Genomic DNA, 22,728 nt, shown 5'->3' with positions numbered 1-22,728 from the left:
GTTACTCCTCGGTTGCGGCCTTCGGGGGGTTCGGGCAGTCGTGGGGAGAGGCTGATGTCCAGCCGCGGCCCCACTGTCCGCAGCCGTCGCAGTGCTCCCAGCCCTCGGCGGCGATCTCGGAATACCGGTAGGGCGTGCCATCGGGGTGGACCGGGCGGGCGCTGGCCGCCGGCTGCTCCCCATCGGGGTGCGGCCTTTCGCTGTGGCAGTGGCAGACGCACTGCGCCGCGCAGAACTTGCACTGCGCGGGCGTCTTGGGTCCTGCGATGCCGCGGGTGTTGTTGCAGTAGTCGTGGCGGCCGTGAAGACAGCCAGTGGACAGGTAGTCGTGGCCGGTGGTGGCCGGTTGGTTGTGGGGCTCGTCGAGGGCGGCGCGGATGCGGCGGGCGATCGCGGCCTGGGTCCAACCGGCGCGGTCGAGGTCGGCGGCATAGGTGCGGACACGATCGATAGCGGCCTCGGCCTGGGCGGCGCGGTCCTTGAGCTGTTCGATCTGTGCCGGGTGGTGCTCCAGTACGCAGCGGTCGGCCCGTTCGCTGCCGCTGATGAGCCGTGCGGCGAACTCCAGGCGCTGTTCTGGGGTGGCGCGGTTCCACTGCCAGATCCACTGTCCGGGTGTGGGGACGATGCGTTCGTCGTCGCGGGGCTGCTCGCCTTCGTGGAGCGCGGCCAGGGCGGTGTGTGCTTTGCGGGCGCGGTCCTTGGCGGAGTGCCAGGCGTCTCGGTAGGCGTCCCGCTCGGCCTCGGCCTTCTCGGCGCGGGCGTGGAGCTGGTTGAGTGCGTTCGAGGTGGTGGTGTCGGCGGTGTGCCGGGGCTCGGCGGCGGGGCTGGGCTGGGTCATCGGGCGCTCCCGGTCGTGCGGGTCGGCTCGCTGGCGTCGAGGAGTGTGAGGGCGTGGAGGAGGAGGGCGCGGCACAGGGCACGCTCGCGGGGGTCGTCGACGGGGACGCGGTCGACGGGGACGCGGGTCAGCTTGTTGTCGTCCGCCTGGTCGTAGCTGGTGTAGATGAGCTGGGGGCCGCGGTCGACCCTGATGGTGATCTCGGGCTGGATGGTCACAGGTACTTCCCTTCGGGGTGGATGTCGGTCACGGGCGGGTCGTCGGGGGTGCTGGTGTCGGCGTGGGTGTAGGGGTGACGGGCCGGGGCGGGCGGCGGGGTGTCGGCGGCGGGGTGGGCGCACGGGCAGGCACAGACTTCGGTGGGCTCGGGCTGGCCGGTCTCGCGGGCGTGCTCGATGTCGTCGGGGCCGGCCCACGGGTGCGGGGTCGGGTCGTCGTAGCACATGCCCCACTGGCAGGACTCGCACTGGGCGTAGCAGACGATCGCGGGCCGCTGGCCTCGGAGGGCTTCGTCGATGGCCTTGGCCTCGTCCGGGCTGGGCTGGGTCATCGGGCGTCTCCGGTCTGCGCGTGGTGAATGACGGTCCGGAGCCACGCAGCGTCCTCGGGGGCGACGTGCTGGCCGTCGGTGGGCCCGACGATGAGGTGTACCGGTTGGCCGTCGCCGTCGCGCTGGGGGCCGACTCGGACGCCCCAGGTGCAACGGTCGGGCGCACCGTGGCCGTCGATGCAGTGCAGGCACGGCAGGTCGTTCTCGATCTCGGTCTCCTCGAAGTCGAGCCAGACGACGCGGGTGGCGCCTCCGTGGCCGTGGACGTGGAGGGCGTTGTGGATCGAGTTCCAGAAGACGGTGGAGGGCCGCTCTCCGAGCCAGCGGATGGAGACGGTGCCGTCGGTCCAGAGGATGCCGTCGGCGACGCGGCCGGTGCCGGAGACGCCGGTGTTGTCGGTGGTGCGGTGGAGGTAGAAGCGGCGGGGAACGGTGGGGTTCATCGGGTACTCCGGGTCGGGGCGAGGGCGCAGGGCCGGCGGTAGGTGTGGCCTTCGGCGCACTGGCGGGGGCATTCGGCGCGGAGGCCGCGGCGGGTGTGGGAGGCGAGGATGCGGAGGCGGTCGAGGAGGGTCATGAGTCGTATCCCTCCGGGTCGCCGGTGACCTCGTCGATCTCCGTGATGTCGAAGGACCAGCCGCGGAGGTCGTCGCGGTCCTCCAGGCCGCCGTCCACCCACTGCTCGAAGTAGCGGGGGATGTCGTCGGCGTCGATGTAGTCGCCGTGGAAGGTGAGGGTGAAGGTGCCGGTGACCCGCTTGGTGGTGCGGGCGGTGTCGTCGGTGTCGGGCTGGGTCATCGGGCGCTCCCGTTCTGGTACCAGGCCGACAAGGTGCGCTTGTCCTCGCGATGCGGCATGACGAGCGGGCCGCGGCGGAGGGTGTAGCCGATGACGGCGCCCGGCTGCATGTGCGGGTTGCCCTTCGAGGTGCTGCCGCAGCTTCCGCCGCAGGCGTCGCCCTCGTGGCGGCCGTGCTCGCACCGGTCGAGGTCGCTGATCAGCCACACCCAGGGGCAGTTGGTGTCGTCGTGATCGGGCTTGGCCGGCTGGTCGGTGCGTGCTAGCGCGTGCTCGACGCCCGTGATGGCGGCGGTGACCTTCGCGTGGAGCGGCGAGTAGAAGACCTCGGCGGCGCAGTGGAGAGAGGCGTTCGCCTGGGCGTGGGCGGCGAGGTGGGACTGGGCGTCGGTGAGGGCGAGGCGGGCTTTCTCCAGCTCGCGGCGGAGGTCGCTGATGGTCTGCTGGGTCACAGGTACTCCCCGGGGTTGATGGTGGTGATGGGCCGGTGGTCGGTGTGGGGTTCGTGGAGGTCGAGGTGGGCCTGCTCGTCGGCGTCGAGGTCGGCCGGGTTGGTGGGCTGGGAGCCGGGCTCGGCGGTCACGACTCGGCCCCCGGCTCGGTGTACTGGTCGGCCATGTCGTGGAGGCGCGCCCCAGCGTGGGTGTCGCCCCCGAGGTCGAAGGTGTCGGCGGCGTTGTTGAGGATCGCGGCCCGGTACGCGTCGATGAGGCGGATGATGCCGGTGCCCTTGGCCGTGGTCGGCGGGTCCCAGCGGTACCAGGACTGGTCGAGGGCGTCGTACAGGTCGTCGCGCGCGGCTTGCTCGGCGTCCTGCCGCCCGACGGCGGGCCCGTCGTCGTTGAGCGCCTGGTGCTGGCGGATGACCATGCGGGCGTGGCCGTGGATGAGCTGTTGCGCGGTCTCGTGGTCCGCGCCGGCCTTGCGGAGCAGCACGTACAGCTCGGCGTCGGGGTGGTCCTGCGGCTCGGGGCGCGTGTCCTCGGCTGCCGGGCCCCACAACGGCGGGCAGAACGTGTGCGGGGCCTGGAGACCACAGGAGCAGGGCCGGAGCAGGGGCGGGGCCTCCACCTCGGCGGCCGGCGGTTCGGTGGTCTGGCGGGCCATCTCGTCTGTCGGGCAGCCGCAGCCCCAGTTGTGGGTCTCTGGGGTCGGGCAGTGCTCGGTGTGCTCGATGCCGACCTCACACGCCGGGCAGTCCTCGGCGTCCTGCCGCCCGACAGCGGGACCGTCGGTGGTGAGGCGGCACGGGTTGGCGGCGTCGAACTGAGCGGTGCTGGTGAACGCGTGGTGGTGGCTGCTGCGGGGGACGCCGCAGTGCGCGCACAGGTCATCCTCGGCGGCCGGCGGTTCGGTGGTCTGGCGGGCCATCTCGTCTGTCGGGCAGCCGCAGCCCCAGTTGTGGGTCTCTGGGGTCGGGCAGTGCTCGGTGTGCTCGATGCCGACCTCACACGCCGGGCAGTCCTCGCAGCAGGGGCCGCAGTCCTCGGGGTCGCAGCACTCCGGCTTGTGGAGGTGGCAGCACACGGCCTGGCGGGCGGCATCCCGGATGCCGGCCACCACCTCCTCGACGCGGGCCAGGTCGACAGCGACACCGTTGGGCGGGGCGTGGAAGACGACGAACGGGCCGGCGAAGTCCTTCTCGACGATGAGGGTGTCGCCAGCGGTGTCGCGGTACTCGAAGGTCATGGTGTGGCTCCTGGTGGTGGGTAGGGTCGGCGTGGGCCCCCGCTCGATGTCCGCGAGCGGGGGCTACTGCGTACTCAGCTGGCATTCCGGCACTCGGGGTACTCCCGGCCGAGGTGGAAGCGCGGCACCGTGCACTCGGGCTGGCCGGGCAGCGGCACCGGGCCGTGCCACGTGTGCTGACCCTCGATGACCGGGATCGGCTGGCCGCAGTGCCCGCACACCATGGAGTGCGGCCGGGTGTCGATGTCGCGGACCCAGGCGGCGCAGACGGCGGCAACCTGGACCAGCTCGGCGAGCAGCCGGGCCGGGTCCGCCTCGGCGAGGGCCTCGTGGACCTCCTCGAGGAGGACGTCCCGCCAGCGCAGGACGCCGGCCGCGGCGTTGTCGTCGGCGGCCTGGCGGTAGCGGCGGGCGGCGTGCTTCTGGAAGGGGAGGCCGGTGCCGTCGGGGTGCTTCTGGTCGCCGAACTTGGCGAGCTGGGCCTGCCGCTCGGCGTCGATGGCTTCGGCGAAGTCCTTGACGCCGGGGGTGGTAAAGAGGGTCGGGTACACGGTGCTGCTCCTTCGTGGGCGGCGGTCAGACAGTGGTGGCGCGGTGGCGGGTGCCGTGGTCAAGCCGGTGTGGTGGCGGCGCGCCAGGCGTCCAGCACGCGCTTGGGGATCTGGCCGCTCGACGCGCACTCGACTCCGTTGGCGGCGGCCCAGGTGCGGACCGTGCGGGCGTCGTAGTCGCGGACGTGCGGGCGGCGCTTCTTCTTCGTCTTCGCCGGCGCCAGCTCGGCTTCGCGGGCGGCGAGGTCGGCGAGGCGCTGCTCCAGGCGCTCGCGCTCGGCGGTGAGCGCGGCCAGTTCCTGGTCTGCGGTGTGGCGCTCGCGGAGGGTGGCGAGGGCCACGCGGGCGCATGCGGCTTGCTCTTGTACTTCAGGGTCGGCGTGCTGCTCGCCCCAGGCCAGGAGCTTGCCGACAGGCAGAGACTTGCCGTCGCCGGTGCCGGCTGCGACCTGAAGGTCAGCGGCAGGCGCCGGGTCTGGGACAGGCGTGGTGGTCATGGGTTCGGGTGTCCTTTCGTCGAGGGTGGCGAGGAGTTCGTGGAGGGCGGTGATCGCTTCGGTGGCGGAATGGGGCAGGTCCGGTAGCTGGCTGCGTTCGGGGCCGGTCAGGCCGCCGCGGATTCCGTACCGCCGTACGCCTGGTGTCTCGTGGGTGAGAGCGTCGTGGAGGCACTCGGCCCGCACGGGGCACCGGCAGCACGTGTCGAGGGCCGCCTGCGCATCGCGGGGCGGGCGGAACCAGAGGTTCATGTCCGCGCCCGCGCACGCCGCCCGGGTGTGCCACTCGGCGCTGGGACGGGCGGTCGTGGTCATGAGGCTGCCCGGCTGGTGCGGCGCTCGGCTGCCACGGCGTCTCGGCACGGCTGGCAGGACCGTATGCCGACGCGGCGGTGCTCCCGGTGACCCTCTGGGGTCCCGCACATCCCGGTCCAGTCCGGGAAAGCGGCGGGGTCGTCGATCCGGTCGTCGTCCCAGGCGCCAGCCGGCGCCCAGCCGTTGGCCGCCGCGTGGTTCTTGGCCCGCGCGTATGCCTGGTTGTCGACGCCGTGCGCTCGAGGGTCGGCGTTCCACAGCTCCTCGTACACGCTGCGGGTGAGCCGTACGGTTCTGACAGTGACTTGGTCTCTTTGGAAGGTCCTGGCGAAGTTGCTGGGGCCCATGCCGAGCCGGGTGGCGAGCCGCGCCTGGGGCCATCCGGCCGCGACGAGGGCTTGAAGTCGGCGACGGGTGCCGGTGGCGTCCACCGGGACGACGGACCCGAGGTTGTCGAGGGTGGGTTCGACGGCCAGGAGCAGCATGGCCGTGCGGCTGCGTACCACCTTCGACGGGGCCATTCCCCTCCGGGCGCCGTACAACAGCTTCCCGACGACCGAGACGCTGAGACCGGCGAGGTGGGCTGCGCGCTTCCAGCCGATGCCGAACTCGCCGAGGGCGCGGACGTGCTGGCGGACGGCTTCTGCGTCGACGTAGGGCTGCCAGCGGCCGTAGGCGATGGCCTGCCGGCGGTTGCGCCCGTACCTGCTCACCGCGGCGCAGCACGGGTAGCAGCGGCAGTGGTCCAGCTTGTACTTGGCGTAGGTGCCGTGCTCGCGTTCGCTCATGCCGCGTGTGCTCCTTGCCGCTCGTGGGCCTGGAGGCCCTGGCGGGCGCGGGCGCGGCGGACGACGACGGACGCGAAGCCGGTGGCGTGCGCGATGTCCTGGTCGGTCAGCCCGCGCATCCAGGCGGCGTACACGAGGGCGTCCTGCTGCTCCTCGCGGCGGCGCTGGGCGCGGGAGGCGCGGGCCGCGAGGCACGGGGCGCACAGCGGCTCACCGGCGCGCTCGTGGCGTTTCGCGGCGGCGGTCGTGCCGCACGGCTTCAGGTCGTCGCGGACGCGTGGTTGCGGCTCGCGCAGGGCGAGGCCCAGGGCGGCCAGCCGGTCCGTGATCTGTGCGAAGGCCCCGGCTCCGCAGAGCCGGATGCTGCGGACTTCGGCCTCGGTCAGCGCGATGAGGTCGCCGACGGTGTGAATGTCCATGCGGCGCAGGGCGTTGTGGACGCGGGCGGTGAGGTCGAGGTCATCGAGGGGCAGGGCCTTCAGCTCGTCCAGCGGGCGCACGGGCGCAGCGGCGGGCTGGGGCCGGTCGGGGCGCGGTGCGGGCTTGTTCTCGCTGCGCCGCTTGGCGGCCTCCGCTTCCCGCCGTCGGACCTCCGGGTCGAGCGCGGCGCGCTCGTCGGAGGTGAGCGCCGCGAAGACGCCGTCCCGGCTCGTCGCAGACAGGCCGTCCTCCACGGACATGATCCACGCCCGGCAGTCGTCGATGACGGGGCAGCGGATGCAGATGCTCTTGGCCCGGCCGACGAGGTCGCTGCTGAAGAACGTCTCAAGGTCTTCGCCCTGCGTCCGGCACAGGCCCATGTCCTGCCAGGCGTCGCCGTGTTTGCGCAGGCCGGTCAGCACGGTGAGGTCGTGGGCGGTGCTGCTCATGATGGTCCTCCGGGGGCGCAGTCCGCGGGGGCTGCGCCTGTGCAGGGGGTCAGGGGGTGTGACTGGTGCCGTGCTTGAGGCAGGGGATCGTCCCGTTGCACAGCGGGCAGGAGTTCGGGCCGGCACTCACAGCAGGCCCTTCCTGCGGGCTTCGGCCTGCCACGAGGCGAAGCCGGCGAGGAGGCTGTCGTACAGGTCGGTGTCGGAGATGCGCCGCGGGGTGTCGCCGGCGTGGAAGTAGGTGGCGTTGTCGACGAGCCGGCCGCCCAGGTGGTCGAGCTGCTCGAGGAACGGGACGCGGCGGGGCCCGAAGCCGACGAACGACCAGTACAGGGGCTCTTCGGATGCCTCGGCCAGAAGGAGACGGGTGTCGGCGAGGTCCTGGGGCGCGCCGTCGGTCTGGAAGATGACGAGGGCCGGGTCACCGCCGCCGGCCGCCCGGTAGGCCGTGTAGTGGCTGATGACCGCCTCCATGGCGACGGCGTAGCGGGTGCCGCCCATGGTGATGACACCGCCGTGGGTGCGGTGCTGTTCGGCGACGACGCCGTCGTGGCGGCGGAGGGTGACCTCGGTGAGCGGGTATGCCTTGGTGTCGAAGAAGACGAGGGGCACGCGGCCGTCGTCGTCGAGGTTCACGGCCAGGCCGAGGGCCTGGTCGGCGAGGTGCTGCACGGCGCCGTTGTCGTAGTAGGGGTGCATGGAGTAGGAGCGGTCCAGGACCAGGTAGACCGCGGCACGCGTGCCGGTCAGGCCCTTCTTCTCGAGGCTGATGCCGGCGCTTTTCACGAGAGACACGAGGCCGGGCGGAACGGCGGTGGTGGCGGGGCGGTCCGCGGGGGTGTCCTGCTGCTGGGGCGGAGTGGTGTCGGGCTGCTGGCGCAGGCGGTTGATGAGGCGGTTGAGCACGGTGGTGTTCTCCTGGGGTGAGGGCCGGGGCGCCGGGTGGCGCCCCGGGCGGGGACGGGTGTTCAGCGGGCGGAGGCGCCGAGGGCGTCCCAGATCGGTCTGACGTTGATGCCGGTGGGCTCGGTGGGGTGGTCGCCGTCGTCGACGTCGCGGTGGGCGGGCGGGACGTTCACGGCCCCGGCGTTCGCGAGGGCGGCGCGCAGCGCGACGATCTCGGCCTGGGCGTCCTCGAGCTGGGCCTGCTGGCACACCACGACGATCTCGGCGTCCGAGGCCTTCCCCTCCGCCGCCTGCCAGGCGTTGTAGACGCCGTCGCGGTCCTCGATGAGGCGGAGGAAGAAGTCGTCGGCCGCCGTGCGGAAGGCGTGGAGCTCGGCGTTCTCGGCCTGGAGGTCGGCCTTCGTGGCCGCGCGGTGCGCGCCGGTGCCGCGCCAGATGGTCAGGTTCACTGCTCGTCGCCTTCCTCGGGGGTGTCGTTGGTGGTGATGCGGGGCCGGACGGACGGCCAGACGGCCATGGCGCCGATCACGGCGCCGATCAGCGCGGAGACGATCAGGTAGCCGGTCACAGCCCGCCCCTTCCGCCGAGGAACCGGTAGTGGACCCGCGGGCTGGGCCCGGGCTGCGGCTCCACCTCGTGCCCGAACGGCTGCTCGGTGTCGAAGCGGGGGCCGCCGGTGGCGTCGTAGTCGCGGGCGTAGGCGGCCTCGTTCACGGCCTGGAGGTCGGCGAGCCGGGCCTCGAGGGCGAGGGCCTGTTCGCTCTGCCGCCGGTTCTCCGGCGGCAGCTCCACCCGCCGGCAGGGGTAGGCCAGTTCCTCGACGGCCCGTTCGATGCTGGTCATCGCGGCTCGCTCCCCTCGGGGTCAACCGCGACGGCGCGGCTCCATGCCTTCCACTCCTCGATGGACATGCCGGGCTCGAGGCCGTCGACCGAGGCGGCCACGACGGTCGCGGCGGCGAGCGCGAGCGTCGCGTGGACCTGGGCCTCGGCCGCGAGGGCGGCGCCGACTGCCGGGTCCGCGCCGTCGCCGTAGGTGAAGTGGTTCGCCTGGTCGGCGAGACGCTCGGCCTGGCGGTAGTGATCGGGGCCGTTCATCGGCTGCTCCCGGGGGTGTAGGGCCCGCCGGTGCGGGCGCAGAAGTCGGCGTAGGACTCGGTGAGCCCGGACGCGATGGACCGGGCGAAGTCGGCGTCGGCCGCCGCCGCGTGCGCGCGCTGGCGGGTGACGAGCGCGCGGATGTCGGCCTGGAGCCGGGACAGCGGGACGTCGAGGTCGTCGATGCGTCGGCCGGTCACCGGTGCTCACCGCGCACGTGGCGCACGTACAGGGCGTGGCCGTCGTCGACGCGCTCGGTGTAGGCGTCGTAGGCGCCGGCCGGGTCGTAGGCGGTCATCCGGCGGCCGGAGCCGGTGCGGACGAGGCGGGCCATGGAGTCGGCGGTGTACGAGCTCCCGTACGTCCCGGCGAACACCCACCGTCCGGCCGCGGCAACGGCCCGGGCGGCGGTGGCCTGGTGGTCGACGCGGGGCCGCGTCGTCTTCCACGGGCTCACAGGACGCTGCCCTTCAGGATCTCCGGCAGCACGATGACGTGCTCCGTGAGGATGCCGCTGCGCACGTCGTAGTCCTGGGCGCGGTCCCAGCGGGCGGCGGGGAACGCCTCCCGCAGGGCGTCGCTCAAGCGCCGGGGGGCGCCCTGCGGGAGGGGCACCTCGCGCCGGTCGACGCCGAGGGCCATCACGCACCAGAAGCGGGTGGTGCCGCGCTGGTACGGGGTGAGGCGCAGCTCGCCGATGCCGGTGCCGGCGAGGGCCGTAACGCGGGCGGTGATCAGGGCGTGCAGGTCCGGGGGGGCCTGCGCGGCGCGGCGGGCGTAGACGGTCATGACTCGCCTCCGGCCGGGTTGGTGAAGCAGGCGTGGACGTCGTCGAGGAGGCGCCGGTAGCTGCACGTGGTCTGCGGGGTCCAGGACTGTTCGGGGCCGTGGCAGGCGCGGAACCAGGCGTCGCAGGCGGCGAGGAGCACGGTTTCGCGGTCGGCCTGGCGGGCGGCGGGGCCGCCGTCGGCCGGGGTGACGAGGTCGGGGTGTTCGATCGCGAGGTGGGCGAAGGCGTCCTCGAGGGCCGGGCTCTCCAGGGCGTGCCGGTCGGGGTCGGTGACGGGCAGGCTGGTCCGCAGGTGCTCGAAGTACCAGTGGGCCGCGTAGCGGGAGTGCCTCAGCGTCCAGCGGATGAGGACGGCGAGCGGGCTGTGTCCGTGGTGGTGCGGGGTGGAGCGGCGTGCGGCGACGCGGTGTGCTGTGGCCATCGCCATCATCTCCCTCAGGAAGTGGGGTTGGTGTCGGGATGGAGCGCGGCTCGTACTGCCGCTGCTCCGCGGTGTGCGGTTTCGGGTATCGGGGCGGTACGTCGCTGGCGCCATGGCTCCGGGGCCTCGCTGATGAGGTCTGCGGGGGTGGCGCGGGGGTCGGCGAGGAGCCGGCCGGTGACGGCGAGGACCTGGCTCCACGTCATGCCGTGGTGGCGGGCCTGGGCGAGGGTGTCGCGCAGGGCGTGAGGGTCCCAGTCGGGCCGAGCTTTCGCGGCGAGGGCGAGGAGTTCCGCGGAGGCTGGGCACGGCAGGTCGGTGGGTGGGTGGGTCATCGGACGCTCCCGGTGGGTGCTGACTGGCAGTCGGGGCAGGGGCACGACCAGGGCGTGCTTCTGCGGGGGCCGGGGGCCGGCCGGGGTGTGTCGGGTCGTGCGGGGCCGGCGGGGCGTGTCGGGGGCAGTTGGGAGCAGTGGCAGTCGGCGCCGGTGCGCCAGATGAAGCCGCTCTCGCACTCGGTGATGCCGCAGCCGTGGCGGACGATCGCGGCGCCGAGGAGCCAGCGGCCGGGGTCGCGGATGGTGTCGGTGGACGCGAAGCGGTGTTCCAGGCGCCAGCGGAGGCGTTCGGGCTCGGCGCCCTGGTCGAGTTGGCGGCCGACTTCGCGGGCCAGCTGGCGGACGACGTACGGCGACAGGCCGGGCAGCAGAGGCTTGACCGGTTTGAGGACTCGCCAGATCCGCGGAGCGAGACTCAGCTGCGGCCCGGCGTACGGGCGCCTCAGCGCGGCGGGCAGCGACGGTCCCGGGTTTTCCACAGGGCCTCGCGCTACTACCTGTTCTCGCCTACGGCGGATCCCCAGTGCGGGCTCGTCATCGGGTGAGTCAGTCCTAGGTTCTTCCTCTGTCGCGAGGGATCCAGCATCAAGATCCGCACCCGATCCGTCATGGATGTCCGCAGTGAGCGGGGGCTGCTGCGGTGCGTCGTGGACGTGGTACAGGTGGCGGCCGCGTTCGCCGCCGCGCGGGTCGAGGCTGATCCAGCCGAGGCTGGCGAGCTTGCTGTTGAGGCGGCGCACGGAGCGGGGGTCGAGCGGCTGACCGGCCCGCTTGCCGTCGCGGTGGCGCAGCACGTCGCCGAGCTCAGCGAGCGTCGTCTTCTGCCCGGTGGCGGCCCCGTAGGCGATGCCCGCGTACAGGCGCGTCAGGCGGGGGCTGAGGGCTTCAGGAAGGTCGCTGGGCAGCCACACGTAGGCCTCGACGGCGGCGGGCTTCCTGACGCGGCGGACGGCGGTGGTGCCGCGTCCGCCCTTCTGCGTCCGGCGGTAGCTGGTCAGCTCGACGACGTCGTCGTCCGGCGCGGGCCGCATCAGCTGCGTGAGGGCACGCTCGACGGTGGAGATGGACAGGCCGAGCAGGCCGGCGAGGTAGGCGACGGAGGCGGTGCAGCCTTCCGGGCGCAGCCCGAGGGCGGCGATCTTGATGTAGACGGCGAGGGCGGCGTCGGAGTAGTGCGAGGAGGCGATCACCCGCCAGGGCACGCGCACGCGCTGGCGCCGGATGCTGGTCATGGTGGTCACCTCCTCGCGGGTTGTGGAGCTGGACGGTTGTGGAGCTGGGGATGAGGTGGGCTGCTACTCGCCGCCGTCTTCGCGGACGCCGCTGAGGGTGGCGGTGAGACCGTCGGCGATGGTCTTCAGCTCGTGGTGGATCTCGGACACGGTGAGGTCGGAGGCGTGCAGCGCGCGGCGGGCGTAGGAGGCCCACTGCGACAGGCCGGCCTTCAGGCGGGCGGTCTCGATGTAGGCGAGCTGACCGCCGGTGAGCCGGAGCGTGTGCTCGTCGAGCTCGAGCTGGCCGTCGTCGTCGAGGGTTCCGCGGGCGGTGCGCTGGAGGTGCAGGAAACGCAGGGCCTCGCGTACGTAGCCCTCCTGGTCCTGGTTGGGGATCTCCAGGTGGGTGATGCGGACCTTCGCGGTGGGTTCCTTCTCGGAGCCGGGCGCGGGTTGCGTGCGCTCGGTGTGCGCGAACTCGCCGATGAACAGGCGGCGGGCACCCGGGTTCTCGTACACGGGCCGGGTGTGCGGTTCCAGCGCCTCCGCTGCTGACGCGCTGACCTTGGCGTCGAACTTCAACTGGGTCATACCGAGGGCTCCTTCAGGAAGTCGGTGAGGCGCCAGACCTTGATGACGGCGCCGGGAGTGCGGAGGGCGTCGCCCCAGAGCACGTAGACCTTGCTGGCACCGAGGGAGGCGACGATGCTGTCGTCGGAGAGCACCCCGGCGTCCTTCAGGGCGTCCTGTGTGGAGCGGATCAGCTTGTCCAAATCCGGCTTGCCGGTCGGGTATGGCGGCGCGGTCGCCTTCAGCAGTCCCGTATTCCGACCGGTGCGGTAGTGGCTCTTCGGCCGCCGCAGGGTGAACTGCATGTCCAGCCACACCGGGCCGTCCAGCGCCGTCCATGCCTCGTCGTGGTGGATCGCGTCGAGCGCGGCTGTCTTCACGGCCTCGCGCCACGGCTTGACCTTCGCCGATGACTCATACATGGCGCCGTAGGCATTGCGGGTCTTCGAGCCCTGCGGGGCCGGGGTGCCGTACACGGTGAGGGTGAGGGCGGCGCTCACTGCTGCTCACCGGCCTTCGCCTGTTCGTCGAGGTCGTCGGCGGCGGGGACGGTGCCGCTGCCGGGCTGCGTCGTCTCGGGCCACGTGGTGCTGTCGCCGTCGGGGGTGGAGGTCTCGGTGTAGGAGACGACGGGGACGGCGCGGATGATGTGCTCGCGGCCGGCGTCCGCGTCGTTGTCGGCGTCGATGAGCTGGATGACCTCCGGGGAGGTGGGAACCAGCTTGGCGAGGCGCCGCACGCTGCTCTTGGCCCACTGCTGCTCGAAGTTGGTGTGCCAGGCGGAGTCCCGCTTCCCGTTCCGCTCGGCGTTGGCGTACGCCTTGGAGTAGAGGTCGCGGATCTCGATGGCGTCCTGCTTGTTGAGGTTGACGCCGAGCGAGTGGCGTGGGACCCGCCCGACGCAGGCCGGGTCAGCGGGGCGTCGGAGCGGCTCCCCTCTCCGGCCTTGGGTCCCGGGGGCGGCACGTGCGGGCCGGCGCCGGGCGGCGTTGACGTCGGGCGGGTGGTCATCAGTGGCTCGCCGGGGTGTCGGCGTCGTCCTGCTCGCCGCGGGGCCACACGTTGCCGTAGGCGGCCTCGTGGCGGGCGGCGATCTCGCGGGCGGCGTCGGGGTCGGCGCGGACCTCGCCGCGTTCGATCTGGCCGAGGACGCGCTCGGCGTCGAGCGCGGGCGACAGCTTGCGGGGGCGGAGGTCGAAGACGATGGCGTCCATCAGCGGTCGGTCCTTCCCATGGAGGTGACGGGCACGGGGGTGAGGGTGAGGTGGGGGGCGGGTGCGCCCCGGACGTAGTCGGCGAAGTCCCGCATGGACCGCGCCCAGTCGCGCTCGGCGAGGGAGTTCGGCCGGGCGGTGCCGTCGACGGCGGCGCGCACCCGGCGGTGCAGGCTGAGCAGGCTCATCGCGGGCATGGCGAGCGAGCGGACCTCGGGGCCGAGGCCCTCGGCGGCGTGGTCCCAGCCGGTGAGCACGACGGGCCCGGCGTACGGCTGCGGGCGGGCGCCCATGGCCAGGAGGAGGCAGGAGCCGACGACGTTGCGGGCGTACGTCTCGGGAAGGAGCAGGCCGCAGTCGTTGACCCAGGCGGTCGTGTCGAGGCTCGGGTGGAGCCGGACCTGCGCGCGGCCCTCGGGGCCGAGGAGGGACTCCCAGTCGGGTTCGTCATCGCGGAAGGCGAGTCCGCTGAAGGTGGCGTCGACGACGGCGTACGTCGTCTTCGTCGTGGGCCAGTCGCGGATGCTGGTCATCGGGGGTCCTCCGGGGTGATGTCGCGGCGGGTGATCCAGCCGTTGATGCAGGCGATAGCGACGGCCTGTGCGGTGCTGGTGGCCCGCAGGCGGCGCCGGACCATGGCGAGCTGGGTGCGGACGGTGTCGTAGGACACGCCGCGCCGCTCGCCGGTCTGCGCGCGGGTCTCACCGCGTGCGGCGCCAATGAGCGATGCCCGCTCGGCGACCGTCAGGGGGTTCGGCGGCAGCGCGGCCGTCAGCTCGACCAGGTCGTTCAGGAGTCGGGCGTTCTCGTCGAGGAGGTCGCGCAGCGCCCGCCCCTCGGGCGCTCCGGGGCAGCGCTCGGCACGGGCCCGGATGGCCTTCAGGCGGGCGGCGCTGATTCCGGGGGGCTTGTTGGTCACAGGTGCTCACCGCCCCGCGTCTGCCTCGGCACTCGCGCGCCCTGGATCAGGGCGAGCTCCGTCTTCAGCCGGGCGATCTCGCCCAGGAGACGCGGGATGTCGGTGCGGGCCTGGGAGCAGAAGTCGATGGCGGGGGTCCGCTCGTCGTCCTGCCACGCCTCGACGAACGAGAAGGGGCCGAAGCCGGCGGGGAGACCGGCGTCGTCGGGCGCGATGGGCCAGGGGCCAGGGCGCGTCGCCATGATGCGGTCCTGCACCTGGCGCAGGTACTCGGGGCTGAGCGGCTCAGGCATGGCCGGCCTCCACCCGGGTTGCGGGGCGCGAGACTTGCTCGACAGCGGGTTGTGGGATGCTGGACTCCATCGGGTCCACTTCCTTGCTGGTGCTCAGTGGGCCGGGCTCGTCGGGTGCGTCCGGCGGGCCCTTTCGGTTTTCAGGCCCCGAGGGGGCGTTCCGTCCGGCAGCGGCGGCAGGCCATGCGCCAGACGGGGTTCCGGTGGTGGCACGCGTCGCAGACCCAGGCGCAGGCCACCGCTAAGACGGTCCGCATGTCAGGCCGCCGCGGGTATCGACGGCAGGTTGGTCGTCACCGACGAGAGGACCGGGCGGATGCGCTCGATGAGCTCGTCGGGGATGCCGACCTCGGCGATGGCGTCGGTGGCCTGCTTGCGGGCGTCGGCTATCTCGGCGGGCGAGAGGATGCGGTGGCGTTCCTCCCGGGTCATCAGGCCGCGCTCCCGGGGCTGTTGGACAGTTCGTCGTCGTCCAGGAGCAGGTCGGCGATCGTGCAGTCCAGCGCGTTCGCGATCTTGGCGAGGTTGCCGGGCGAGAAGTTCGCCTTGCCGCCCTCGACCGTGCACACCAGCTGCTTGCTGACGTCGGCTTTCTCAGCGAGGTCGGTCTGGCTGAGCCCTGCCTCGATCCGCCGACGCGCCATGCGCTTGGGGTCTATACGGGCTTTCATGTCTTAGACAGTACGAGACATCAGCGCACTGTTCAAGTATGTACCACTCGGTAAGTTTGACTTTCTCTGACATTGCCGCTTGGGCCGCGGAGGGATGTGTCCACATGTGGAGATTGCGTGCGGTCCCCTAGGCGGAAGGGCCGCCCCGTTCGCTACAGTTCAAGAAAGTTCAATACTTCGAGACCCACAGGAAGGAAGGCCATGCCGGCGAAGCCGACCCCTCCGCCCGAGGCCACCCTCCTCCGCCTCGCACGCGAGGCCGCGAACCTCAGCCCCGAGTCCGCGGCGGCGCGCATGGCCGGGCGGTTCTCGGGATCACGCTGGCGCCAGATCGAGGCCGGCTACCGCAGAGACTCCGAGAATCCCGTCATCGCCCCGGCGCCGACCCTCGCCCAGATGGCGAGCACGCTCGGAGTGAAGGCCGACCGACTCGAGGCGGCCGGCCGTGCCGACGCCGCGGAGATCCTCCGGGAGATCGAATCCGCCGGCAGCCCGGCCCCGGCGCCGACCGCCACACAGGCCGCCCTCGCCGAGCTGGAGGAGTGGCAGCAGCAGATCATCCTCAAGGCTCTCGACAACCGGCCGCGCTCCAAGCGGGAGAAGGCCCTCCTCCTGCGCACCCTGGCCGAGCACATCGAGCAGCAGGACGAATCCGGTCAGGAGTGATCCGGGCTCTTGACATGACATCGGGTGACGCAGTGTCAACAACGCCAACTCGAACAACATGTCACGGTTAGGTAACAGCTACTGCATGTGTGGCTCCCGTCACAGTGAGATCGGTGCATATTCAACGTCCATGCACAGTGCATGAGACACCAACCGGTCATCTCGTGGGGGTTGAGTTGCTCGAAATACTCCTCGCGGGCGTGGTCTTGGCGGTCGCACTGGGTGTGACACTGCTCTTCCGGCAGCTCAGAAGACTCAGCTGGCAGCTCACTCAGCTCCGCGTAGAACACGACAGCGAACAGATCCTGCAAGCCATCGGCTACACGCCGGCCGGCATCCACCAACGACCCGCTCCGCAACTCCCGGAACGCACGAAGCGACGCCTCACCGGCCACAGACGGACATCCGATCTGCGGCCCCTGGCCCGGATGGTCCAAGCCCATCCCGCACCGGCGGGCGCCGTCGCAGCACTGGCAATCGCCGCAGCGGCGGTTACAGCGGCGGCCGGGGACCCGGCTCACTCCCCTCAGGAGGTCTCACCGCCGGGTCCGGCCACATCGCGGCAGCCTCAGGTCTCCCCCACGCCTGCTGGCTCATCCACCCGCGCGGACGCCCGCGCTGCGGCCACGCTTCAGGTGCAGAAGCCTGACCGGCCGTACGGCGCTTCGTCAGCCGCTCGAAAGCGGATCGAAGCGGCGCTCCGGAACGCCGTCCGGAACGCCGCCTCGACAGTCGACACTGATGCCTTACCGGCCGCTGCCCAGCGGCCCGTGCTCACTGGTCCGCGTACAGCTGCCGCCGCCGGTCCGTCTGCTCGGCCTTGAAGCCCGGCTGGCCGTAGAACGAGAGGACGACGCGCCCCGGCTCGATCCGCTTGACGCCGGGGGCGCGCGCCTTGAACAGGCGGATCGTCACGATCTGGACGAGGACGAACCGCTGCTGCTCGATGTCCAGGGCGTTGAACGCCTCCTCGGCCTGCGGGTTGCCGAGGAGCTTCTGGAGCACCGCCGGCACCTGCGCCTGCGCGTCCTTGATCGTCTGTCTGGCTTCTTCGATCTGGGGCGCCAGCCCCCGCTCCAGCTCCGACAGCGAAAGCGACGACAGGAGCGGCTTGTTGTCGGGCGCGAACGTCCGCGACAGCTCGCGGGCCTCCCGCAGCTGCTCCTGATAGGCCGACAGGCGAGCCCGGGCCCGGGCCACGTCCTGGCTGCTGTTGTCCTCCTTCTGGAAGGCGGCGACCGCCTCGGGCGAGCCGAGCCAGGTGAAGATGGCCTCGTCCACGTAAGCCTCGAACCGTCCGGCGTCGACCGACGTGTCGAGGGAGTTGCACCGGTAGACCATGCGGCCGCGGTTCGTGGACGTGCGCTTCACCGAATACAGGCTTCGATCGGCGCAGCCCTCGTGGTGCCCGCAGACCGGCAGCCCGGAGTACTTGTACTTGACGGCCGTGGAGACACCCCTACGCCGCTCCGCGTCCTCGAGTGCCTGCACCGCGTAGAACAGCTCCTTCGTAACGATCCCCTGCCAGGTCGCCTTGTGCTCCGTGCCGCGATGAGACCGGATCCCGATGTACGCCTTGTTCCGGAGCACCATGGTGATCGCCCGGGACGACCACGGCTTGCCGCCGCGGCTGAGCCGTCCCATAGCGTTGAGCCCCGCGGCCATCGCCCGCTTCGACTTGCCGGCCTTGCGCGCCTCGAAGAGGCCGACCACGAGCTCGGCTTCCTCCGAGTGCGGGACCTGTTCCACGAGGTCACCGGTGTCGGGGTCGTAGTTCCGGCGGTAGCCGAACGGCGCCGGGCCGTGAGGGGCGCCCTTGTCGGCCCAGATCTGGGTCGTGCGCAGGTTGCGGTCCCGAATGCCCTCGAGCTCGTCCTCTGAGGCGACAGCGTCCATTGCGGTGGCCTTGCGGTCGGCCCGCTTGGACAGGTCGAAGACGGTGCCGTTGTAGCAGAGCAGGACGCCGGCCTCCTGGCAGGCGTTGCGCAGCTGGACGTAGACCTCGAGGTCGCGGTAGTACCGGGATGCCTCGAAGGCCACGACGATCCGGGCCTCTCTCTCCTTGATGCGTTCCAGCATTTCCTCGAAGTCCTTGCGCTTCTTGCGCGCGTGGCGGCTGGCGGAGAGGCCGGTGTCCTTGAACTCGTCGACGATCGGCCAGTCGTGCTCGTCGCAGAGCCGCCGGCCGGTGTCGATCTGGTCCTTGACGGAGCGGCCCTTCTTGCGGGGGTCGACCGAGTTGCGGCCGTAGAGGAAGGCGGGGAAGGGCCCCTGGTAGACGAGGTGCAGGTACTGGGGGTCTACAGGCATGGCAGCACGTTAGCGCTTCATGTACGGCCCTGCGCACACTTTTCGGAGGACCATTTCCTTCCGGAGGTGGTGGACCCGATCACCGGTGAGGTCCTGCCCGAAGGCGAGGAGGGTGAGCTGGTGTTCACCTCCCTCACCAAGGAGGCCATGCCGGTGATCCGCTACCGCACGCGGGACCTGACCCGGCTGCTGCCGGGTACCACGCGGGTCTTCCGGCGGATGGAGAAGGTGACCGGCCGCAGCGACGACATGATCATCCTGCGTGGGGTGAACCTCTTCCCCACCCAGATCGAGGAGATCGTGCTGCGGACTCCGGGGGTGGCTCCGCACTTCCAGTTGCGGCTGACCCGCGCAAGCCGCCTCGACACGCTGACGGTGCGGGCGGAGGCCCGGCCCGAGGCCACGGCGGATCAGCGCGCCGAGGCGGCTCGGGCGATCGCGGTGGCCTGCAAGGACGGCATCGGCGTCTCCGTCTCCGTCGAGGTGGTCGACCCGGAGACACTGGAACGGTCGGTGGGCAAGATCAGGCGCCTTGTCGACCTCCGGGACGACGGCTGAGCCTTCCCGACGGGCGAGGGCTCCCTGGTTCTGCAGCCGAGGGTGGGCAACGTCTGTCGACGGTTTCGGGCACCACGGGGGACTCCACACGGAATGATCTTCGATGTGGTCGGATCGCTCCGGGGCCGAGGAGCCGGGGTGTGGGACGGCGCGGCCGAAGCCGTGGGAAGTCGACGACGAGCTGTGGTCGGTGATCGGGCCGCTGCTCCCGACGGCGAGCACTCCCAGGCAGGAGAATCCGATGATCTTGCCCGTATCGCGCCCACGGGGCGGGGACACCCCCTCGCCTTTGGGGGAGGGCGACCGGCCCCACCCGGACCGCGGTTCCTGATGCGACATGCCAACAGCGTCGGCCCGGGACGTCCGGGCCGCACGCGGAATTGGTCCGGAGCAGGGGAGGACCCTGGACCCGCGAGGACGGCATCGGCGCTTCCCGACGGGCGACGGCTCCCCTCTCTCACCCGGGGGAGCCGTCCGGGCACGTCCGGTAGCGGTGTCCCCCGGTGTCAGGGTTGCGCCCCCGCTCGCCCTGTGGCCGGGCTCCAGGGTGCGTAGCCTGGAGGAAGGAGGTGGTTGCGATGCTGGCGGAGTCACCCATAGCCGTGATCATTCCGGTCAACGATCTGGCGCGGGCGAAGCGCTTCTACGCCGAGACTCTCGGCCTTCCGCTGACGAGGGAGTCGCAGGAGGACACCAGGTTCGAGACCGGCGGTACGACGATCGGTCTCTACCAGACGCCCTACGGCGGCCAGGCCGGTCACACGCTGGCGAGCTGGAAGGTCGCCGACCTCGACGCGGAGATGAAGGAACTGCGTTCCAAGGGAGTGACGTTCGAGGACTACGATCTGCCCGGCCTCAAGACGGTCGACGGCGTCGTCGCGTCGGACACGATGCGGGGCGCCTGGTTCAAGGACTCCGAGGGGAACGTCCTCTGTGTGACCGAGGAGATCGGCGGCTGACCTGCCGGCGGGGGCCGCGACCGGGGGTGCGGTCCCCGCGCGGGGGGTGGCGTACGCCGATACGGGAGGACGGGCTCGTGCGGCGGCGGGAGCCTCGGTGCCCGTGTCAGTGGTGCGCGAAGCGGTCCCGCAGCTCACGCTTGAGGATCTTGCCGCTTGCGTTGCGGGGCAACGCGTCCACGAAGAGGACCCGCTTCGGGGCTTTGAAGTGGGCGAGCTTCTCCCGGGCGTGAGCGAGGAGTTCGTCCTCGGTCACCCCGTCACGGGGGACGACGACGGCGGTGACCGCCTCGATCCAGTGCGGGTCCGGCAGACCCACGACGGCCGCCTCGGCGACGCCGGGGTGCGTGTACAGGGCGTCCTCGACCTGACGCGAGGCGACGAGGACGCCCCCGGAGTTGATGACGTCCTTCACTCGGTCCACGACCGTGAAGTAGCCCTCGGCGTCGCGCACGGCCAGGTCGCCGGAGCGGAACCAGCCGTCGCGGAAGGCCGCTCTGGTCTCCTCCGGCTTTTCCCAGTAGCCGTCGCACAACTGCGGTGAACGGTAGACGACTTCGCCCGGTGTGCCGTCGGGGACGTCCTTCCCGTTCTCGTCGGCGATCCGGGCCTCGACGAAGCGCACGGGCCGGCCGCAGGAGTCCATCCGCCCCTCGTGCTCGTCGGGGCCGAGGACGGTGGCGAGCGGGCCGATCTCGCTCTGGCCGAAGCAGTTGTAGAACCGCAGGCCCGGCAGGCGTCCGCGCAGTCGTTCCAACACGGGCACCGGCATGACCGAGGCTCCGTAGTACGCCTTGCGGAGCGCGGACAGGTCACGGGACGCGAAGCCGGGGTGGTTCGCCAGGCCGATCCAGACGGTGGGCGGGGCGAACAGGCTGTCGGCGCCGCCGGTCTCGACCAGATCCAGGAGGAGGGCCGGGTCGGGCCCGTCGAGCAGGGTGTTCTCGGCACCGACGGCGAGGTAGGGCAGCAGGAAGACGTGCATCTGCGCGGAGTGGTAGAGCGGCAGCGCGTGCGCCGGCCGGTCGTCCTCATGGAGGTCCAGGGCCTCGATGGCACTGGCGTATTCGTGGACCAGCGCCCGGTGCGTCATCACGGCGCCCTTGGGCAGTGCCGTCGTGCCCGAGGTGTAGAGCAGCTGCACGCGGGCGCGGGCGTCGCGGCCGGTGTCGAACGCGGCCGGATCGGCGAGCGCCGCGAGGAAGGAGTCGCCGGCGTCGCGCAGCGGCCGGACGGCGATCCCGTCGGGGACGCGGTCGGCGAGCCCCGGGTCGGCGAGGACCAGCGCGCTGCCGGACTGGGTCAGCAGGTAGGCGAGGTCATCGCCCGTGAGGTGGTGGTTGACGGGGACATGGATCAGACCGGCACGGGAGCAGGCGAGGAACGCGAGCAGCAGGGCGTCGGAGTTGTGCCCGTAGGTGGCGACGCGGTCTCCCTCCGCGAGCCCGTACCGCTCGCGGAGCACGGCGGCGCCCGTGGTCACCGCGGCGTCCAGCTCGGCGTAGGTCCAGGTGCGGTCCGCGTACCTGAGGGCGTTCCGTCGCGGAACGCGCTCGGCGCTCATGCGCAGGACGCCGTCGACGGTGCTGGTGAGGAGTCGTCGTTCCATGGCGTGATCCTGGGACCGCGCGGAGGACGGGTCAAGTGCGTGGAGGGCGCGGGATGCCGTGGTCCCGGACGGCCCCGCCCCGGCGTCAGGGACTGAACGACAGGAACACGAAGGCGGCGAAGATCGCGAGATGAACGCCCCCCTGGAGGAGGGTGGCGCGTCCGGGCACCACGGTCAGGGCGCTCACCACGGCGGTGAGGACGAGCAGGACCATGTGTACGGCGCCCAGGCCCAGGGCCAGAGGGCCCGACAGCCAGATCGAGGCGAGGGCGAGCGCCGGGATCGTCAGGCCGATACTGGCGATCGCGGAGCCGTAGGCGAGGTTGAGGCTCGTCTGCATGCGGTCCCGGCGGGCGGCCCGGACGGCGGCGAGCGTCTCGGGCAGCAGGACCATCAGGGCGATGACGACACCGACGACCGCCTTGGGCAGGCCGGCCGACTCGACTCCGTCCTCGATCGTCGGTGAGACGAGCTTGGCGTTACCGACCACCGCGACCAGGGCGAGGGCCAAGAGGCCAAGGCTGATCCATGCCTGACGGTCCGTCGGCGGGGCGGCGTGATCGTTATGGGACTCGTGTCCGGAAGCGTCGGGCCGGGGGACCGGCAGGAAGTAGTCGCGGTGCCGCACCGTCTGGACGGCGACGAAGATGCCGTACAGACAGAGGGAGGCGACGGCGGCGAACGCCAGCTGGGCGGTGGAGAACTCGGGGCCGGGGTGGCTCGTGGTGAAGGTGGGGAGCACCAGGGTCATCGCGGCGAGGGTGCAGACGGTGGCGAGCGCGCCGCCGGAACCCTCGGCGTTGAAGACGGCCACCCGGTTGCGGAGCGCGCCGACGAGCAGGGAGAGGCCGACGATGCCGTTGCAGGTGATCATGACGGCCGCGAAGACGGTGTCGCGCGCGTAGGTGGCGGTCTTCTCCCCGCCTCCGGCCATCAGGGTGACGATCAGTCCGACCTCGATGACCGTGACGGCGACGGCGAGGACGAGTGAGCCGAAGGGTTCACCGACGCGGTGGGCGATGACTTCGGCGTGATGGACGGCGGCGAGGACGGCGGCCATCAGGCAGAGCGCGATGAGCGCCACGGCGAACCCGGGCAGCCCGCGTCCCCAGGCGACACCGAGGGCCAGCCCCGCCACGACCGGTCCCCAGGTCGTCCACTCCCGCGTCATGCCCGTCGCACTCGCACTCATGATCGTCATCCTGCCATATGCGGATGAAACGCCCGAACGGCGGACTGTGGCGGCCCGTTCGCGCGGGGCGGCCGAAGCGGCCCGGCGCGACTCCCGCACCAGC

At 71.7% G+C, this 22,728-nt stretch carries 38 protein-coding genes and 1 pseudogene; 3 read left to right on the top strand and 36 right to left on the bottom strand.

What is annotated here, in order from left to right:
* Position 1: 1 nt before the first annotated feature.
* The 33 genes from OG393_RS30825 to OG393_RS30665 form a co-directional block, all read right to left on the bottom strand.
* Positions 2–841: a hypothetical protein gene (locus tag OG393_RS30825; protein ID WP_327377978.1), complete on the bottom strand. Its 840-nt coding sequence runs from the start codon at positions 839–841 to the stop codon at positions 2–4.
* Positions 838–1,059 (bottom strand): hypothetical protein, encoded by a 222-nt coding sequence (locus OG393_RS30820; protein ID WP_327377977.1) that lies wholly within the window; start codon positions 1,057–1,059, stop codon positions 838–840. The genes OG393_RS30825 and OG393_RS30820 overlap by 4 nt, the downstream gene beginning before the upstream one ends.
* On the bottom strand, positions 1,056–1,391 hold the full coding sequence (locus tag OG393_RS30815; RefSeq protein WP_327377976.1) for a hypothetical protein: 336 nt from the start codon (positions 1,389–1,391) through the stop codon (positions 1,056–1,058). Before OG393_RS30815 ends, OG393_RS30820 begins: the two co-directional genes overlap by 4 nt.
* Positions 1,388–1,834, bottom strand: coding sequence for a hypothetical protein (locus OG393_RS30810; protein WP_327377975.1), 447 nt, complete (start codon positions 1,832–1,834; stop codon positions 1,388–1,390). The genes OG393_RS30815 and OG393_RS30810 overlap by 4 nt, the downstream gene beginning before the upstream one ends.
* A complete protein-coding gene (locus tag OG393_RS30805) occupies positions 1,831–1,968 on the bottom strand; it encodes a hypothetical protein (protein WP_327377974.1) in 138 nt (45 codons plus the stop codon). The genes OG393_RS30810 and OG393_RS30805 overlap by 4 nt, the downstream gene beginning before the upstream one ends.
* Entirely contained in the window at positions 1,965–2,189 is a 225-nt protein-coding gene (locus OG393_RS30800; RefSeq protein WP_327377973.1) for a hypothetical protein, read from the bottom strand. The genes OG393_RS30805 and OG393_RS30800 overlap by 4 nt, the downstream gene beginning before the upstream one ends.
* Positions 2,186–2,641: a hypothetical protein gene (locus OG393_RS30795; protein WP_327377972.1), complete on the bottom strand. Its 456-nt coding sequence runs from the start codon at positions 2,639–2,641 to the stop codon at positions 2,186–2,188. Before OG393_RS30795 ends, OG393_RS30800 begins: the two co-directional genes overlap by 4 nt.
* The gene (locus tag OG393_RS30790) at positions 2,638–2,772 is read right to left on the bottom strand and encodes a hypothetical protein (protein ID WP_327377971.1); all 135 of its coding nucleotides are present in this window, start codon (positions 2,770–2,772) and stop codon (positions 2,638–2,640) included. Before OG393_RS30790 ends, OG393_RS30795 begins: the two co-directional genes overlap by 4 nt.
* Positions 2,769–3,878, bottom strand: a complete 1,110-nt coding sequence (locus OG393_RS30785) for a hypothetical protein (protein ID WP_327377970.1) — start codon at positions 3,876–3,878, stop codon at positions 2,769–2,771. Before OG393_RS30785 ends, OG393_RS30790 begins: the two co-directional genes overlap by 4 nt.
* A 74-nt stretch (positions 3,879–3,952) precedes the next feature.
* Complete coding sequence (locus OG393_RS30780) at positions 3,953–4,429, bottom strand: hypothetical protein (protein ID WP_327377968.1); 477 nt, start codon at positions 4,427–4,429, stop codon at positions 3,953–3,955.
* Between the two features lie 59 nt (positions 4,430–4,488).
* Complete coding sequence (locus tag OG393_RS30775) at positions 4,489–5,241, bottom strand: WhiB family transcriptional regulator (RefSeq protein ID WP_327377967.1); 753 nt, start codon at positions 5,239–5,241, stop codon at positions 4,489–4,491.
* Positions 5,238–6,029, bottom strand: coding sequence for a hypothetical protein (locus OG393_RS30770; protein WP_327377966.1), 792 nt, complete (start codon positions 6,027–6,029; stop codon positions 5,238–5,240). Before OG393_RS30770 ends, OG393_RS30775 begins: the two co-directional genes overlap by 4 nt.
* Positions 6,026–6,898 carry a WhiB family transcriptional regulator gene (locus OG393_RS30765; RefSeq protein ID WP_327377965.1) on the bottom strand — a complete coding sequence of 291 codons (873 nt, stop codon included), beginning with the start codon at positions 6,896–6,898 and terminating at the stop codon, positions 6,026–6,028. The genes OG393_RS30770 and OG393_RS30765 overlap by 4 nt, the downstream gene beginning before the upstream one ends.
* Positions 6,899–7,024: 126 nt before the next feature.
* Positions 7,025–7,804 (bottom strand): VWA domain-containing protein, encoded by a 780-nt coding sequence (locus tag OG393_RS30760; RefSeq protein WP_327377964.1) that lies wholly within the window; start codon positions 7,802–7,804, stop codon positions 7,025–7,027.
* 62 nt (positions 7,805–7,866) lie between these two features.
* Entirely contained in the window at positions 7,867–8,253 is a 387-nt protein-coding gene (locus OG393_RS30755) for a hypothetical protein (RefSeq protein WP_327377963.1), read from the bottom strand.
* Positions 8,250–8,372, bottom strand: coding sequence for a hypothetical protein (locus tag OG393_RS30750; RefSeq protein ID WP_327377962.1), 123 nt, complete (start codon positions 8,370–8,372; stop codon positions 8,250–8,252). The genes OG393_RS30755 and OG393_RS30750 overlap by 4 nt, the downstream gene beginning before the upstream one ends.
* Positions 8,369–8,647, bottom strand: a complete 279-nt coding sequence (locus tag OG393_RS30745; RefSeq protein WP_327377961.1) for a hypothetical protein — start codon at positions 8,645–8,647, stop codon at positions 8,369–8,371. The genes OG393_RS30750 and OG393_RS30745 overlap by 4 nt, the downstream gene beginning before the upstream one ends.
* A complete protein-coding gene (locus OG393_RS30740; protein WP_327377960.1) occupies positions 8,644–8,901 on the bottom strand; it encodes a hypothetical protein in 258 nt (85 codons plus the stop codon). Before OG393_RS30740 ends, OG393_RS30745 begins: the two co-directional genes overlap by 4 nt.
* Positions 8,898–9,101: a hypothetical protein gene (locus tag OG393_RS30735; protein WP_327377959.1), complete on the bottom strand. Its 204-nt coding sequence runs from the start codon at positions 9,099–9,101 to the stop codon at positions 8,898–8,900. Before OG393_RS30735 ends, OG393_RS30740 begins: the two co-directional genes overlap by 4 nt.
* A complete protein-coding gene (locus tag OG393_RS30730; RefSeq protein WP_327377958.1) occupies positions 9,098–9,358 on the bottom strand; it encodes a hypothetical protein in 261 nt (86 codons plus the stop codon). Before OG393_RS30730 ends, OG393_RS30735 begins: the two co-directional genes overlap by 4 nt.
* Positions 9,355–9,690, bottom strand: a complete 336-nt coding sequence (locus OG393_RS30725; RefSeq protein WP_327377957.1) for a hypothetical protein — start codon at positions 9,688–9,690, stop codon at positions 9,355–9,357. Before OG393_RS30725 ends, OG393_RS30730 begins: the two co-directional genes overlap by 4 nt.
* The gene (locus OG393_RS30720; protein ID WP_327377956.1) at positions 9,687–10,112 is read right to left on the bottom strand and encodes a hypothetical protein; all 426 of its coding nucleotides are present in this window, start codon (positions 10,110–10,112) and stop codon (positions 9,687–9,689) included. Before OG393_RS30720 ends, OG393_RS30725 begins: the two co-directional genes overlap by 4 nt.
* Positions 10,113–10,126: 14 nt before the next feature.
* A complete protein-coding gene (locus tag OG393_RS30715) occupies positions 10,127–10,447 on the bottom strand; it encodes a hypothetical protein (RefSeq protein WP_327377955.1) in 321 nt (106 codons plus the stop codon).
* Positions 10,444–11,682, bottom strand: a complete 1,239-nt coding sequence (locus OG393_RS30710) for a hypothetical protein (protein ID WP_327377954.1) — start codon at positions 11,680–11,682, stop codon at positions 10,444–10,446. Before OG393_RS30710 ends, OG393_RS30715 begins: the two co-directional genes overlap by 4 nt.
* Before the next feature lie 63 nt (positions 11,683–11,745).
* Positions 11,746–12,255, bottom strand: coding sequence for a hypothetical protein (locus OG393_RS30705; RefSeq protein WP_327377953.1), 510 nt, complete (start codon positions 12,253–12,255; stop codon positions 11,746–11,748).
* Positions 12,252–12,734, bottom strand: coding sequence for a RusA family crossover junction endodeoxyribonuclease (locus OG393_RS30700; protein WP_327377952.1), 483 nt, complete (start codon positions 12,732–12,734; stop codon positions 12,252–12,254). The genes OG393_RS30705 and OG393_RS30700 overlap by 4 nt, the downstream gene beginning before the upstream one ends.
* Entirely contained in the window at positions 12,731–12,973 is a 243-nt protein-coding gene (locus OG393_RS30695) for a hypothetical protein (protein ID WP_327377951.1), read from the bottom strand. The genes OG393_RS30700 and OG393_RS30695 overlap by 4 nt, the downstream gene beginning before the upstream one ends.
* Before the next feature lie 271 nt (positions 12,974–13,244).
* Entirely contained in the window at positions 13,245–13,448 is a 204-nt protein-coding gene (locus OG393_RS30690) for a hypothetical protein (protein ID WP_327377950.1), read from the bottom strand.
* On the bottom strand, positions 13,448–13,981 hold the full coding sequence (locus OG393_RS30685) for a hypothetical protein (RefSeq protein WP_327377949.1): 534 nt from the start codon (positions 13,979–13,981) through the stop codon (positions 13,448–13,450). The genes OG393_RS30690 and OG393_RS30685 overlap by 1 nt, the downstream gene beginning before the upstream one ends.
* A complete protein-coding gene (locus tag OG393_RS30680) occupies positions 13,978–14,367 on the bottom strand; it encodes a LuxR C-terminal-related transcriptional regulator (RefSeq protein WP_327377948.1) in 390 nt (129 codons plus the stop codon). Before OG393_RS30680 ends, OG393_RS30685 begins: the two co-directional genes overlap by 4 nt.
* Complete coding sequence (locus tag OG393_RS30675) at positions 14,364–14,660, bottom strand: hypothetical protein (protein ID WP_327377947.1); 297 nt, start codon at positions 14,658–14,660, stop codon at positions 14,364–14,366. The genes OG393_RS30680 and OG393_RS30675 overlap by 4 nt, the downstream gene beginning before the upstream one ends.
* Before the next feature lie 258 nt (positions 14,661–14,918).
* Positions 14,919–15,092, bottom strand: coding sequence for a hypothetical protein (locus OG393_RS30670; protein WP_327377946.1), 174 nt, complete (start codon positions 15,090–15,092; stop codon positions 14,919–14,921).
* Positions 15,092–15,331 (bottom strand): helix-turn-helix transcriptional regulator, encoded by a 240-nt coding sequence (locus OG393_RS30665; RefSeq protein ID WP_327377945.1) that lies wholly within the window; start codon positions 15,329–15,331, stop codon positions 15,092–15,094. Before OG393_RS30665 ends, OG393_RS30670 begins: the two co-directional genes overlap by 1 nt.
* A gap of 201 nt (positions 15,332–15,532) precedes the next feature.
* On the opposite strand from OG393_RS30665, the gene OG393_RS30660 reads away from it, so the two are divergent.
* Complete coding sequence (locus OG393_RS30660) at positions 15,533–15,997, top strand: helix-turn-helix domain-containing protein (protein ID WP_327377944.1); 465 nt, start codon at positions 15,533–15,535, stop codon at positions 15,995–15,997.
* 774 nt (positions 15,998–16,771) lie between these two features.
* On the opposite strand, the gene OG393_RS30655 is transcribed toward OG393_RS30660, so the two are convergent.
* Positions 16,772–18,307: a recombinase family protein gene (locus OG393_RS30655; RefSeq protein ID WP_327377943.1), complete on the bottom strand. Its 1,536-nt coding sequence runs from the start codon at positions 18,305–18,307 to the stop codon at positions 16,772–16,774.
* A 36-nt stretch (positions 18,308–18,343) separates the two neighbouring features.
* On the opposite strand from OG393_RS30655, the pseudogene OG393_RS30650 reads away from it, so the two are divergent.
* Both OG393_RS30650 and OG393_RS30645 read left to right on the top strand, forming a co-directional pair.
* Positions 18,344–18,865 (top strand): annotated as a pseudogene (locus OG393_RS30650) (phenylacetate--CoA ligase); the annotation flags it as partial.
* A 578-nt stretch (positions 18,866–19,443) separates the two neighbouring features.
* Positions 19,444–19,824, top strand: coding sequence for a VOC family protein (locus OG393_RS30645; RefSeq protein WP_327377942.1), 381 nt, complete (start codon positions 19,444–19,446; stop codon positions 19,822–19,824).
* Between the two features lie 106 nt (positions 19,825–19,930).
* On the opposite strand, the gene OG393_RS30640 is transcribed toward OG393_RS30645, so the two are convergent.
* Together OG393_RS30640 and OG393_RS30635 are read right to left on the bottom strand one after the other, a co-directional pair.
* Positions 19,931–21,433, bottom strand: coding sequence for a fatty acyl-CoA synthetase (locus tag OG393_RS30640; protein WP_327377941.1), 1,503 nt, complete (start codon positions 21,431–21,433; stop codon positions 19,931–19,933).
* Positions 21,434–21,518: 85 nt separating this feature from the next.
* The gene (locus OG393_RS30635; RefSeq protein ID WP_442817381.1) at positions 21,519–22,625 is read right to left on the bottom strand and encodes a calcium:proton antiporter; all 1,107 of its coding nucleotides are present in this window, start codon (positions 22,623–22,625) and stop codon (positions 21,519–21,521) included.
* Positions 22,626–22,728: the final 103 nt, after the last annotated feature.

Origin of the sequence: Streptomyces sp. NBC_01216, from assembly GCF_035994945.1 — a bacterium.
In the GTDB taxonomy this organism is placed as follows: Bacteria; Actinomycetota; Actinomycetes; order Streptomycetales; family Streptomycetaceae; genus Streptomyces.
This window is presented reverse-complemented; position numbering and strand designations above follow the sequence as displayed.